Source organism: Dysgonomonadaceae bacterium zrk40 (genome assembly GCA_016916535.1).
Classification (GTDB): Bacteria; Bacteroidota; Bacteroidia; order Bacteroidales; family Dysgonomonadaceae; genus Proteiniphilum.
This window is the reverse complement of the sequence record CP070276.1, coordinates 554,015-568,449: the sequence shown is the minus strand read 5'-3', so window position 1 is coordinate 568,449 and position 14,435 is coordinate 554,015. Positions and strand designations below refer to the sequence as shown.

Annotated in this window: 11 protein-coding genes; 10 read left to right on the top strand and 1 reads right to left on the bottom strand. The window is 53.4% G+C overall.

The window, feature by feature from the left end:
- Window positions 1-10 precede the first annotated feature (10 nt).
- A complete protein-coding gene (locus JS578_02515; protein ID QRX64152.1) occupies window positions 11-1,096 on the bottom strand; it encodes a Fic family protein in 1,086 nt (361 codons plus the stop codon).
- Window positions 1,097-1,408: 312 nt separating this feature from the next.
- Here JS578_02515 and JS578_02510 point away from each other — a divergent pair, with 312 nt between their 5' ends.
- The 10 genes from JS578_02510 to JS578_02465 all read left to right on the top strand — a co-directional run bounded on the left by JS578_02510 (window position 1,409) and on the right by JS578_02465 (window position 14,429).
- A complete protein-coding gene (locus JS578_02510) occupies window positions 1,409-2,194 on the top strand; it encodes a formate/nitrite transporter family protein (GenBank protein QRX64151.1) in 786 nt (261 codons plus the stop codon).
- 277 nt (window positions 2,195-2,471) lie between these two features.
- On the top strand, window positions 2,472-4,712 hold the full coding sequence (pflB, locus tag JS578_02505) for a formate C-acetyltransferase (protein ID QRX64150.1): 2,241 nt from the start codon (window positions 2,472-2,474) through the stop codon (window positions 4,710-4,712).
- A 301-nt stretch (window positions 4,713-5,013) separates the two neighbouring features.
- On the top strand, window positions 5,014-5,730 hold the full coding sequence (gene pflA / locus JS578_02500) for a pyruvate formate lyase-activating protein (protein ID QRX64149.1): 717 nt from the start codon (window positions 5,014-5,016) through the stop codon (window positions 5,728-5,730).
- Between the two features lie 134 nt (window positions 5,731-5,864).
- The gene (locus JS578_02495; GenBank protein QRX64148.1) at window positions 5,865-7,163 is read left to right on the top strand and encodes an ATP-binding protein; all 1,299 of its coding nucleotides are present in this window, start codon (window positions 5,865-5,867) and stop codon (window positions 7,161-7,163) included.
- A gap of 128 nt (window positions 7,164-7,291) precedes the next feature.
- Window positions 7,292-8,659 (top strand): Gfo/Idh/MocA family oxidoreductase, encoded by a 1,368-nt coding sequence (locus tag JS578_02490; protein QRX64893.1) that lies wholly within the window; start codon window positions 7,292-7,294, stop codon window positions 8,657-8,659.
- Between the two features lie 172 nt (window positions 8,660-8,831).
- The gene (locus JS578_02485; protein QRX64147.1) at window positions 8,832-10,403 is read left to right on the top strand and encodes a sulfatase; all 1,572 of its coding nucleotides are present in this window, start codon (window positions 8,832-8,834) and stop codon (window positions 10,401-10,403) included.
- A 343-nt stretch (window positions 10,404-10,746) separates the two neighbouring features.
- A complete protein-coding gene (locus JS578_02480; protein QRX64146.1) occupies window positions 10,747-11,226 on the top strand; it encodes a hypothetical protein in 480 nt (159 codons plus the stop codon).
- 11 nt (window positions 11,227-11,237) lie between these two features.
- Window positions 11,238-11,543, top strand: coding sequence for a transposase (locus tag JS578_02475; GenBank protein ID QRX64145.1), 306 nt, complete (start codon window positions 11,238-11,240; stop codon window positions 11,541-11,543).
- Between the two features lie 17 nt (window positions 11,544-11,560).
- Window positions 11,561-12,349, top strand: coding sequence for an IS3 family transposase (locus JS578_02470; protein ID QRX64144.1), 789 nt, complete (start codon window positions 11,561-11,563; stop codon window positions 12,347-12,349).
- A gap of 160 nt (window positions 12,350-12,509) precedes the next feature.
- The gene (locus JS578_02465; GenBank protein ID QRX64143.1) at window positions 12,510-14,429 is read left to right on the top strand and encodes a hypothetical protein; all 1,920 of its coding nucleotides are present in this window, start codon (window positions 12,510-12,512) and stop codon (window positions 14,427-14,429) included.
- Window positions 14,430-14,435: the final 6 nt, after the last annotated feature.

Below are 14,435 nucleotides of genomic sequence, written 5' to 3'. Positions count from 1 at the left end.
ACAAATGTAATTATTTTTCTTCTAGAATCTTCAACAGCCTTTCATTCAAGTACAATTTTTCTTTTCCTACTTTAACCGATTTCAAAAATCCATTTTCTTCTAACGTTGCTAAATAATTTCCGACTGTTTTGGCGTTTCCAATATTTTCATCAATCAGGTGCTGCCTTTTGGTGTATGGCAACCGGAATAATATCTCAACCAAATCTTTGGAATAGATTTTTGGCAATCTTGTTTTTATTTCTTCAGCGGTTATATCGATTGATTTTGTTATTTTGTTTAGCCGTTCCAGACCTTTTGCAGAGGTCTGTTCTATCATATCCAACATGAAAAGGATGTATTCTTCCCACTCATTATTTTCAGTTACACCACGTAATCTTTGGTAATATTCCGTTTTATTTTTGATGATGTACTCACTCAAATAAATGGCCGGGGTGTCTAATAACTCCGAAAGTTTGAGGTAGAGCAGTAATAAAATACGGCCTGTTCGTCCATTACCGTCGGCAAATGGGTGAATGGCTTCAAATTGATAGTGCATCAACGCCATTTTGATGAGGGGGTCTATACCTTCATCTCCATTGATAAACTTTTCCAGATTTGCCAATTTCTCCCGGATAACGGTTTCTCCACTTGGCGGGGTATAAATCACTTCGCCTTGTGTATTGCTCAACGTTGTACCCGGAGTAACCCGGATTGAGGCGTTGTTTTGTTTGATACACTGCACAATTCGTATGCATAGGTTGGTGGTGATAAAAGGCTTGGTCTTGAGCTGTTCTAACCCTGACCAAAGTGCTTCTTTGTAACCCAGCACCTCTTTCGTAGCAGAATTCTCCACTTTCTTGTCTGCTACAAAAGATTTGTAAAGTTCGTCATTGGTTGTGATGATATTTTCCACTTCGGAACTCGCCTTTGCTTCCTGCAGGTAGATCGTGTCCAGAAACAGGGTGGGATTGGGCAAATTCAACAAAGTACCGTTGAGTTGTGCCAGTGCCCTACCGGCGGAAATGGTTTTGCGAAGTATTTCTTTCGTTTCAATATCTGCCTTTGGCGGTAGCAATGGCAAGTTATTATAGGGTTGCTTACGATCAAATTTGCTCATAACTTTCAAGTGTAAGTATTACTCTCGTTGTTAATACAAGGGCAAAAATACAAAAAAATTACTCTCGTTTGCATGATGAGGGTAAAAATTACTTACAAACGGATCAACGAATCAACGAATCAACGAATCAACGAATCAACGAATCAACGAATCAAATTTCCTGATATTTATTATGGAAATATTTCTTTAATTGGGGAGAGTTTCGTATCTTTGCAGCCTGTTTAACAAGATCACGGTGGAGGTTCCGGATCAGTGATTCGGATTGATTGGTTTTAGGATGTTCCCCCGGCTCTGTTTTAGGTTGTTACAAGCATGAACTATTTGACTCCTACGGAGGCTGCCGACGCATTCAGACGGGCAGCCATTGAGAAAGAGAAGCGGCCTTTCCCGCAGTTCGCCCTGATGGCGGTGCTGGGTGGGGCCTTTATCGCGTTCGGCGGTCTGCTGACGGTGATGGTGGCGGGTGGCATGCCGGGCGTGGCGGTAGCCAACCCGGGGCTGGTGAAGTTCATGGCAGGGGCGCTGTTCCCCATAGGACTGATCATGGTGTCGGTCACCGGTGCGGATCTCTTCACGAGCGACTGCGCCGGCTTCGGCTTCCCGCTACTGCGCAAGGAGCTGACACTGCGCCGCGTGGCTGCGCTGCTGCTGATATCCTACCTTTTCAACTTCATTGGTGCACAACTGGTGGCATGGCTGCTCTCCGCACACGTGGGAATGCTGGACAAGGAGCCCTGGCACTCTTACCTGCACAACCTTGCAGGGGCGAAGGTGGACCAGGCGTTCTGGCCGGTATTCGTGAAGGGTATCGGTGCCAACTGGTTGGTATGCCTCGGCATGCTGATGGGCTTCGCGGGAAAGGATATCGCGGGCAAGAGCATCGCCATCTGGATCCCGATCATGCTCTTCGTGACACTGGGATACGAGCACTCCATCGCCAACATGTTTTTCATCCCGGCAGCGATCTACACAGGTGCGGAGATCTCCTGGGGTGCCTTCATCCTGCAGAACCTGATCCCTGCCACGCTGGGCAACATCGTCGGCGGCATGGGTCTGGTAGGGATGGTGTACGGCTGGTTGTATCTTGCTGAAAGTTGATTTTTTCTCAACTGCTGCTTCTTGTCGACCCGTTTTAGGCTTTACAAGCTACCTGACAAGAACTCGCTTCGCTCAAACAGCTTGTCAGGTTGCGCTTGTTGCAGCGAACGGGTGCCCCGACAACAAGCTGAGGTCTCTAACAAATCAACAATCAAACCAAGCATATTGAATTTACAAACGTATTAACATACAAACATACTAACATACTAACATACTAACGTATCAACATACTAACGTAATAACGAAATAACATACTAACGTACTAACATAAAGAATTATGGTAAAGAATCAAAACGCATGGGAAGGGTTCCGCGGGGAGCTCTGGAAGAAAGAGATCAACGTGAGGGACTTCATCATGAACAACTATACGCCCTACGAGGGGGACGACACTTTCCTGGCACCCTCCACCGAGCGGACGCAGAAGGTGTGGGACAGACTGACGGAGATGTTCAAGGAGGAGCAGGCGAAGGGGGTCTACGACGCGGAGACGAAGCTGCCGCAGCAGATAGATACTTACGGGCCGGGTTACATTGACCAGGAGAACGAGGTGATTGTGGGGCTGCAGACCGATGCACCACTCAAGAGGGGGATCTTCCCCAAGGGGGGCATCCGCATGGTGGAGAACGCTCTCAACGCCTACGGCTTTGAGCTGGACCCGATGACGAAGGAGATCTACACGCGCTACCGCAAGACGCACAACGAGGGTGTCTTCTCGGCATACAACGATGAGATGCTGGCGGCACGCAAGTCGGGTATCATCACCGGTCTGCCGGACGCCTACGGACGCGGGCGCATCATCGGCGACTACCGCCGCGTGCCACTATACGGTACCACGGCCCTGATCGAGGAGCGCAAGGATTTCATGCTGCGGCTCGACATCCAGGAGTTCACCGAGAACAGCATCCGCAACCGCGAGGAGGTGAGCGAGCAGATCAAGGCGCTCAAGGTGTTTGAGAAGATGTGCGCGGGCTACGGATTCGACGTGAGCCAGCCGGCACGCGACAGCCGCGAGGCGGTGCAGTTCCTCTACTTCGCCTACCTGGCGGCCGTGAAGGACCAGGATGGTGCGGCGATGTCGATCGGACGTACTTCGACCTTCCTCGACATCTACATCGAGAAGGACCTGCAGGCGGGCCTGATCACCGAGAGCGAGGCGCAGGAGATGGTGGACCAGCTGATCATCAAGCTTCGCATCGTGCGCTTCCTCCGCACACCGGACTACAACGAGCTCTTCTCGGGCGACCCGGTGTGGGTGACCGAGGCGCTGGGGGGACAGACGCTGGATGGCCGCACGCTGGTGACACGCACCTCGTTCCGCTACCTGCATACGCTTTACAACCTGGGGCCTGCACCGGAGCCCAACCTGACGGTGCTCTGGTCGCAGCAGAGCCCTGAGAACTGGAAGCGCTTCTGCTCGAAGGTGTCGGTGGACACTTCGGCGATTCAATATGAGAACGACGACCTGATGCGGCCGGACTATGGCGACGACTACGGCATTGCCTGCTGCGTGTCGCCGATGAAGATCGGTAAGCAGATGCAGCTCTTCGGGGCGCGCGCCAACCTGGCGAAGTGTCTGCTCTATGCCATCAACGGCGGCCGCGACGAGAAGTCGGGCGTGCAGGTGGCACCCAGGTATGAGGCGATCACATCGGAGTATCTGGATTATGAGGAGGTGATGGAGAAGTTCGACCATTCGATGCGCTGGCTGGCGAAAGTCTATGTGAATGCGCTCAAGATCATCCACTACATGCACGACAAGTATGCCTACGAGGCGTTCGAGATGGCGCTGCACGACGGGGATGTGGAGCGCATCAGGGCGACCGGTATCGCGGGTCTCTCGATCGTTGCGGACTCGCTGGCGGCGATTCGTGACGCACGGGTGAAGGTGATCCGCGACGAGCGGGGCATCGCCGTGGACTTCGAGCGGGAAGGGGAGTACGTGCCCTTCGGCAACAACGACGACCGCACGGATCAGATCGCGGTGGAGATCACCCGCAAGTTCATGGGGTACCTCCGTCAGCACGAGACGTATCGCAACGCGAAGCCGACTCAGTCGATCCTGACGATCACCTCGAACGTGGTCTACGGCAAGAAGACGGGTGCCACTCCAGACGGTCGCCCGGCAGGCGAGCCTTTCGCTCCGGGGGCCAACCCGATGAACGGGCGCGACAAGAAGGGGGCCGTGGCGGCCCTGGCATCGGTGGCGAAGCTGCCGTTCCAGCATGCGCACGACGGCATCTCCTACACCTTCGCTGTTTCCCCGGGTTCGCTGGGCAAGGAGCGTGATACGCGTGTCTCGAACATGGTGGGGCTGCTGGATGGCTACTTCACCGCCGACGGTGGGCAGCACCTGAACGTGAACGTCTTCGACAAGGAGCTGCTGCTGGATGCCATGGCGCACCCGGAGAACTATCCGCAGCTGACGATTCGTGTCTCCGGCTACGCGGTGAACTTCGTGAAGCTGACGCGTGAACAGCAGCTGGATGTGATCTCGAGGACGATCAATCAGAAGCTTTGAGTCTTTAGCTGTAAGCTTATAGCTTTTAGCTTATAGCTTATAGCTTATCGCTTTTAGAAAGGGGATGTTTTCTTGTCTGCACTTATTCCCTGACCTGTCAGCGACTCGGTTATGAAAAGAGAAGAACTCGCTTCGCTCAAGCAACTTCTCTTTTTCACATAACCTTCGTCGGACAGGTTCCCAGCGAATAACTGAGGAGCAAGAAAATATCCCCTCTTCACAGCTGATATAGTATTTCTAGATGCAGAAATATGCATCAGCAATAACCGAAGGGATATTGCGCCCACAAACAATAAAGAGTATGACAGGTAATATACATTCTCTCGAGAGCTTCGGCACGGTCGACGGGCCTGGGATACGCTTCGTAGTGTTCCTGCAGGGATGCCCGCTGCGCTGCCTCTATTGCCACAATCCCGACACCTGGGAGAAGGGGAGCGGCAGCTACCAGATGACGCCGCAGGAGCTGCTGGAGGAGGTGATGCGCTACAAGAGCTTCATCGCAAAGGGGGGCGTGACCGTGACGGGGGGCGAGCCGCTGATGCAGGCGGAGTTTGTGCGCGACTTCTTCGTGCTCTGTCGCGAGAAGGGGATCCACACGGCGCTGGATACCTCGGGCGCACTCTGGTCGCCTGCGGTGCGCGAGGCGCTGGAGGCGGCGGACCTGGTGCTGCTGGATGTGAAGACGGCAGACCCGCAGCAGCACAAGGAGCTGACGGGGGCTAAGATCACCAACACGCTGCGCTGCCTGGACTACCTGGAGGAGAAGCAGATTGCCACCTGGATACGCCACGTGGTGGTGCCCGGGTGGACGGACGACGACGGGCGACTGCAGCAGCTGGCGGACTTCCTGAGGCCCTACAGCTGTATCGAGAAGGTGGAGCTGCTGCCGTACCACCGCATGGGGGCGCACAAGTATGAACAGCTGGGGTTGAAATATCGCCTGGAGGGCACCCCGGAGCTGTCGCCCGAACGACTGGAGCGGGCGAGGGAGTTTTTTAAGCGGTTTGTAGTGTCGTGAGAGAAAAGTGTGGTTGTGCCTGCAGAAAATGGGAGAAAAATGTAGTTTTTCTTTGATATATTGAGAGAAAAGTGTATTTTTATCGGATTATTTAAGGAGAAAAGTGTTCAATTACATTGTTTAATCCGGTAAATATGTATCGAACAAAGGTTGAAGAGTTGGTTAAGTGGAAGACCTCTAAAAGACGGAAGCCACTTGTTTTTCTTGGTGCCAGGCAGGTGGGAAAGACCTGGCTACTGCAGGAATTTGGCAAAAAGCATTACAGGCAGGTGGCTTACATCAATTTTGAAAGACCGGGTGCACCGGTTCATCTTTTTGAAGTTGATTTTGATGCTGACAGGATTGTAACGGTGCTGAACGCATATTGTAATCTCAGGATCAATGCAGCGGATACCTTGATCATCTTCGATGAGATTCAGGTGGCACGTAAAGGCATCACCTCATTGAAGTATCTCTATGAAGATGCACCCCAATATCACATTATCGCTGCTGGCTCTCTACTTGGGGTGGGTATACACCCCGAAGAGTCATTTCCGGTTGGAAAAGTGGAGTTGATGAAATTGTATCCCATGTCATTTTACGAGTTCTTGCTGGCTATGGATGAACCGGGCATCACTGATCTCCTGGAAAAAAATGATCTTGAAAATCTCTCCTTTTTTAAAAATAAACTAATCAATTACCTGCGCTATTATCTCTATATAGGTGGAATGCCTGAGGCTGTTGGCGATTTTGTAGAAAACCGGGATTGGCAACAGGTGCGCATCATCCAGAATCAAATCATAGACTCCTATCGGAACGACTTTTCAAAACATGCACCAAAGGAACTTTTGCCGAGAATCAACATGGTGTGGGATAGTATTCCATCGCAACTATCGAAAGAAAACAAAAAATTCATCTACGGTGTGATAAAAGAGGGTGCCAGAGCCAAAGATTTTGAGTTAGCCATCCAATGGCTTACTGATGCTGGTCTACTGCATAAAATTTACAACACAAGCAAATCTGCTTTGCCTTTGGTTGCATATCAGGAGTTATCCGCCTTCAAACTATTTCACAACGATGTGGGACTCCTGGGGGCGATGTCGAAGCTCAATGCCAAAACGGTTGCAGATGGAAAGGCAATTTTCTCGGAGTTCAAAGGTGCATTGACAGAACAATTTGTATTCCAGCAACTGATTCAAGATAGCGAATTGTCACTCTATTATCATACATTCGGTAACAGTAAGTATGAGCTTGATTTCCTCATTCAAACTGCCAACGATGATGTGATCCCAATCGAAGTGAAATCGGGTGTAAATGTGAAGTCTAACAGCTTTAGGCTTTTCTGTCAGAAAAACAGTCCCGGAAAAGCTATTCGTGCCTCCCTGGCTGATTATAAAGTGGAATCCTGGTTGATCAATTTACCTTTGTATGCGATAAATGCAGTAGGAAAATAAAAATATTCAATATGTTCCGTGTATATTTTTTACTAATTTTGTCTGCATAAAGAACAGACACAAGAATATTCACATATACATTCACTAGAACAAAAGAAGAGAACATGAACACCAAAACATTTCAACTGATGTTATTCAGTCTGCTGCTACTCCTTTTTGGCTGCGCTTCACCGCAGCAGGAGAGTGGCATGATTCAGACCCCCGCGCCGGCACGTCCGGCCGGCCAGACCGACATGGTACAGTATGCAGCCGATCCCATCCCCGTGGTACGGGTAGGCTTCATCGGCCTCGGTATGCGCGGTCCCGGTGCCGTACAACGATTCACCCACATCCCCGGTGTGGAGATCAAGGCGCTCTGCGACATCCGCCCCGAGCGGGTGGAGGTGGCGCAGGAGATCCTGCGTGAGGCAGGCCTACCCGAGGCGGCCGCCTACTCCGGTAGCGCTGATGCCTGGAAGGAGCTGGTGGAGCGCGACGACCTGGACCTGGTATACGTGGTGACCGACTGGAAGAGCCATGCCGACATGGGGGTCTATGCCATGGAGCAGGGTAAGCACGTGGCCATTGAGGTGCCGGCAGCCATGACCATGGAGGATATCTGGCGCCTCGTTGATACCTCCGAGCGCACGCGCAAGCATTGCATGCAGCTGGAGAACTGTGTTTATGACTATTTTGAGCTTACCACGCTCCACATGGCGCAGCAGGGTCTCTTTGGCGAGGTGCTCCATGCCGAGGGATCGTACATTCACCAGCTGTCCGACTTCTGGGATAGCTACTGGGACAATTGGCGCCTCGACTTCAACGAGCATCACCGCGGGGATGTCTATCCCACGCACGGCATCGGCCGGGCCTGCCAGCTGCTCAACATTCACCGGGGCGACAAGATGAACTATCTGGTCTCGGTTGACACCAAGCCGGTGATGGGTCCCCAGATCGTGAAGGAGCTCACCGGCCGCGAGGCCCCCGACTTCCGCAATGGCGACCACACCATGACCATGATCCGCACCGAGAAAGGGAAGACGATGCAGATCCAGCACAACGTGATGACTCCCCGTCCATACTCTCGGATGTACCAGCTCACGGGCACAAAGGGTTTCGCCAACAAGTACCCGGTACAGGGTTACGCGCTTGAGTCGTCCGACCTCACCGCCGAGGCTGCGCCCAATCATGAGGATCTCAACGCACACAGCTTAGTTCCCGATGATGTGAGGAAGGCGCTCATGGAGCAGTACAAGCACCCCATCCACCAGGAGCTGGAGGAGAAAGCCAAGGAGGTGGGTGGCCACGGCGGCATGGACTTCATCATGGACTATCGCCTGGTATACTGCCTGCAGAACGGACTACCGCTCGATATGGATGTCTATGACCTGGCAGAGTGGTGCAGCCTGGTGCCGCTCACAGAGATCTCGCTCGACAACGGCAGCATGCCGGTAGAGATACCCGACTTCACCCGTGGTGCCTGGAACAAGGTGCAGGGGCTGCAGTTTGCCTATTGATCAGTTGTCAGTGATCAGCTGAAAGTGTTAAGATGGAAGCGGGGTAAATGTTTGAAACATTTGCCCCGCTTTTTTCATCACTGAGTGATGAGTCGTGGTAACCGGTTCATCATTTTCCTCTTTGCATATATTAAGTTCTTTGTGTACTTTTGAATTCTAATTCAAAATCTGTATGAATAAAGCTTCACTTCATTCAAATATTATTTATCCCCTGGCGGGAACGGCACTGCTGGCCTCCTGCACCGGTGGAGGAAAGGCAGAGGTTGAGAGACCTCTCAACATCGTCTACATCATGACCGACGACCATACGCGGCAGATGATGAGTTGCTACGACAACCGCCACATCGAGACACCCAACCTGGACCGGATTGCCGACAATGGGGTGATCTTTCGGAACGCTTACGTGGCAAACTCCATCTCGGGACCGAGCCGCGCTTGCCTGCTCACCGGCAAGCACAGCCACAAGAACGGCAAGCTGGACAATCATACCACCTTCGACAGTGCTCAGTTGACGGTACAGCAGCTGCTGCAAGAGGGTGGCTACCAAACCGCCATGATTGGCAAGTGGCACCTCGACTGCGAGCCTACACACTTCGATCATTGGGAGATTCTCCCGGGGCAGGGGAGTTACTACAACCCCGACTTCATCACCAAAGAGGGAAGGACTCACTACAAGGGATATGCCACCAACATCATCACCGACCTGAGCCTGGAGTGGCTGGAGAACGGTCGCGACAACACGAAGCCCTTTGTGCTTTTCCTCCACCACAAGGTGGCTCACCGCAATTGGATGGCCGACACGCCCCACCTGTCGCTTTATGAGGAGAAGACGTTCGAGCTGCCGGAGAACTTTTACGACGACTATGCAGGTCGCCCCGCGGCGGCACAACAGGAGTTGAGCATCGCCAGCGACCACGACATGGATATCGTGAACGACCTGAAGATGCTGCGCGAGGGGGTGGAGACGCGCCTCTCCAACACCTACATCCATGGTGAGTACGCCCGTCTCGACTCAGCCCAGAAAGCGGCATGGGATGCCCACTACCAGCCGATCATCGATGCCTTCTACGAGGCGAACCTGCAGGGCGACGAGCTGGCAGAGTGGAAGTACCAGCGCTACATGCGTGACTACGCCAAGACGATCCGCTCACTCGACGAGAACGTGGGGCGCGTGCTCGATTACCTTGAGGCGGAAGGGTTGACGGAGAATACGGTGATCATTTACACCTCCGACCAGGGTTTCTACATGGGTGAACATGGCTGGTTCGACAAGCGCTTCATGTATGAGGAGTCCTTCAGCACACCCCTGGTGATGCAGCTGCCGGAGGGTTTCAAGAAAAGAGGAGCAATTGAGGGACTGGTGCAGAACATCGACTTCGCACCCACCATGCTGGAGCTGGCGGGTCTTGAGGTGCCCGAAGAGATGCAGGGGGTGTCGCTGCTGCCTCTGCTGGAAGCACAACAGGAGCCGAAGGATTGGCGCAAGTCGCTCTACTACCACTACTACGAGTACCCTGGCGAGCATGCGGTGAAGCGACACTACGGCGTGAAAACGGATCGCTACAAGCTGATCCACTTTTATGACGACATTGACGTGTGGGAGCTCTACGACCTGGAGACGGATCCGACGGAGATGCAGAACCTCTACGGCAAGGAGGGGTATGAGGAGATCACCGCCGAGCTGCACGAGGAGCTGGAACGGCTTCAGCTGCAGTACGATGATCCGATAAGGGAAGAGTTGTAAGCTGTAAGAAGAACATGATGGGCTTAAAGCGACATCGATTGAAACGTCCGGAGCAATCCGGACGTTTTTTCTTTCAGTGGTCGGTATCATCCCCCCAACCTTACGACATTGTGGAATGATTGGGCAGGGATGGATCATGGTTGAAATAATTTTAGTATATTTGACCTGTAAATCAGAATCATTATTGATAAATCACAGTCAGGATTGTTTTTCGATTACCGGTACAGCGCTGTCGGGGGGATGCCGATTTCTCACCCGACGCGAATTGTTGTGTCGTTGAGCGGCCAAAGCTGTTTTATCGACCTAAACAGAATATATCAAAACCATAACCATAACCCTTACAATGAACAGACGATTATTGCTGATTACCCTGCTGCTGGCCCTGATGGGCGGAAAGGCAGCCTCACAGGTGAGAGACATCACCTTTACCGTGTCGCCGGTGGCAGAATACACCTGGTGGAATGAAAACCTCTCGCTGGAGAACAACAGCTGGATGGGTCTTAAGGCAGGCTTCGGCTTCGGACCCCTCTTTGAGCTGCGCGGTTTCTACCAAAGGGTCAGCAACGTGGAGAGCCAGCTCTTCATGCCTACGGTGGAGTCGATCCTTCCCGCGGCGGCGACCGGACAGAGCGACCTCATCCGCTATGGCGGGGAGATGAGGGTGAACCTTGCGCAGGGGGGCTTCCTCGCTCCCTACATCACGCTGGGTGGTGGTGTGCAGCAGATGGATCACCTCCTGCCTCCTGCCCTGGACGAACCGGAGGCTCTCTATAATACTCCCAATAATTCAGACCACAGGGTAAGTTTAATAAAAAACGATTAAATTTGCTCATTATGTCAACAAGAAGAAAGAAACACAGTGCAGCTTTCAAGGCCCAGGTTGCGATAGAGGCAATCAAGGAAGCTGAAACACTTAGCGAGCTGGCCAAGCGGTTCGATGTGCATCCACAAATGATCTCCAACTGGAAACGGGAGTTCCTGGCCCGAGGAGCAGAGATATTCTCAACCAAGGCCCCAGACGAGGAGGTTGCCAAACGGGAGAAGGAATTGTATGAGAAAATAGGCCGTTTGGAGGTAGAAGTGGATTTTTGCAGGAGGGCCTCAGAGCAATTGGGGATACTGAAGTCCTCAAAAAAATAGTATCCCCGAGAGATGATTTGAGCCAACGACGCCAGTGTGAGCTTCTCGGATTGAATCGCAGCATGCAGTATTACAAGCCTGCCGTAGAGGATCCTGCAAACCTCGAACTGATGCGTCTGATGGACGAAGAATACATGGAACATCCAACAAAAGGTGTTTTGGGGATGGTTGATTTTCTGCGTGCAATGGGTATCCCGGCAGGTCCGAAGCGTGTCCGCCGATTGCTTCGTAAAATGGGCATCATGGCCATTTATCCGAAACGGAACCTGAGTAAGCTGGGGTTGGCCAAATACATTCAGCCGTACAGACTTAGAGGTCTTGAGGTCACGCACTCGAATCATGTATGGTGTATCGATATCACGTACATACCAATGGCAAAAGGATTCCTTTACTTGACGGCTATCATTGATGTATATAGCCGGTATATTGTTGGCTGGGACATTCACAATACGCTGGATGCCGAAAACAGCCTGAATGTGCTTCGTAAAGCAATCGCCGTGCATGGCAAGCCGGAGATTGTAAACTCTGACCAGGGATCTCAATTTACGTGTCCAGGATGGATAGCGTATCTTGAAAGCCAAGAGATCACCATCAGCATGGACGGGAAAGGCAGGGCACTTGACAACGTCTGGATAGAACGCTTCTGGCATACACTCAAACAAGAATATGTCTATATTTGTCCGGCCGGGAACGGCAACATACTGCGAAAGGGGTTGATTAAGTTTATCACCTATTACAACAACCGGCGACAGCATCAAAGCCTTGATAGAAAAACGCCCTTTTCCTGGTATGAGTATGCAGCCTGATTCGTTTCCATTGCAAACAAAGGTAATGCCTGTCCCGGAACCTGTCAAGGCTGTGACAAGCGACCTAAAGGTCGGCCTTGACAGAACCCGTTCCAGGCACAGAGAGTGGTTTACAATGGAAACGAACTAAACTTAAAAACGAGATCCTATGGTCTGACAAGTGGGGAGTAGAATACTCACCATTGAGGAAGAGCAGCTCTTCGGCACCCTGGGTGTGGGCACCAAGTTCCACCTCTCCGACAGGGTAGCCCTCTCGCTGGAGGCCAGGAACAGCTTCTTCGGCATGAACGACAACTCACCGCTGCTCACGGCGGCTTACCGTGAGAATGGCGAGGAAGGAAGGCTCAACAACTGGTCGGCAGCTGCCACGCTCGACTTCTACCTGGGGGGTAGCAACCCCGACAAGGGATCGGTGGCGGAGGCCTATCAGCATCTGTTGACGGACGGCTTCCGCGGGTTGAAGTTCGTGCTGGAACCGGCGGCTGCCTACGTGAACTTCCACGATGAATCGCCCCTCTACAACCATTACCTGCTGGGTCTTAACGCAGGGATCGACTTCACCTCACTGGTGGGGATCCGTGGTTTCTACTATCGCTCCACCGAGGAGGCAAACAAGATGTCGCTCAGCCTGGGAGACCAGCTATCGCTCTACGGCGCCAACCTTATTGCCCGTCTCAACCAGCCGCGCGGGGTGAACCCCTACCTGCTGCTGGGCGCCGGATACATGAAGGTGGCGGACGACTATACGGTGCGACTGGGCTTCGCCCCCGCAGAGAGCCAGGCGTTCGCCTTTGGCGGCGTGGGACTGGAGATCCCGCTGTCGCGTTACGTGGCGCTCTTCGGGAACGCCAGCGCCATGTTCACCTCAGAGAACGGGGTGGAGGCGGTTGACCTGAACCATCCCTCACAGGTGAAGACGAGCATGCTCTACAATGCAGGCCTGCGCTTCAACCTGGGTCGTTCGGCACGCAATGGCGCCGACGAACTCTTCTCTTCGCGTCTCGACGCCGCAATGGAGGAGGAGCGTGTGGCCCGGAACGAGGAGATCAACGCGATGCGTGAGGAATATGAGATGCAGCTGGCGGCTCTCGATGAGGAGCGACAGCTGGCGGAGGCACAGGGCGACAGCCTCAGGGCCAGGGCTCTGCTGGCGGAACAGAGTCGCACCGTGCAGCAGAAGAACCGCATGGAGCAGGCGCTCCGGGTACTGGAGAACGAGGGGCAGGTGCCACGCGACCGCATGGTGGGCGACCTCACAATCGATGAGGAGCGGCTGGACGAGGAGCTGCAGATGCAGCTGCACGCGAACAGGGGTGACAGGGTCCTGCGGATGAGCAGCGACGATCTGGCACAGCTTGTGGAGCGTGTGGTGGATGAGGTGCGGAGCGAGACCCGCCATGTGCCTTACTACGGGGTGCAGCCGGTGGCCGATGCACGTCAGCAGGCTCTGCCCACGCAGGAGGAGAGTCGTCAGGAACAGCTCCGCAGAGAAGAGATGCGCCGCCTGGAGCAGCAGAACAGTGAGCTGGCCCGTCGCCTCGATGAGTTGACCATCCGTCTTGATGAGGCTTCACGCAGGGGGGGATCTTCCAGTGAGACCATCGTCATCACCGACAGGGGGAGCAGTACGGCGACACCCGTGGTATCACCCGTCACGGGCTACACCGGCAGTCGCAGGTCGGCAAACGACAACCGCACCTTTAAGTGGAACCGCCTCTCCTTCTATACCGGTCCCGGCTTCGGTGACCTCTCGGCCTGGAACATCGGGGTGCGCGGTCACATGCAGATCAGCAATACAGCGCTCGACTTCATGCCGGAGTTCTATGCGGCGATGGGCAGCAAGAGCGGCATTGGCATCTCGGGCAACGTGGTGTGGAACCTAGAGAGCATCTCCACACGCTTCACACCCTACCTGGGGTTGGGTCTCGGCATCTTCCACGGTGAGGAGACACACACAGGCACCAACATCATCGTGGGCAGCACCCTCAACCTGGGCAGTGGCGCCCTCTTTGCGGACTACTCCATTCGCAGCTTCTTCAAACAGAACCAGCTGGCACTGGGTTACCGATTTGTATTTTAAGGGATG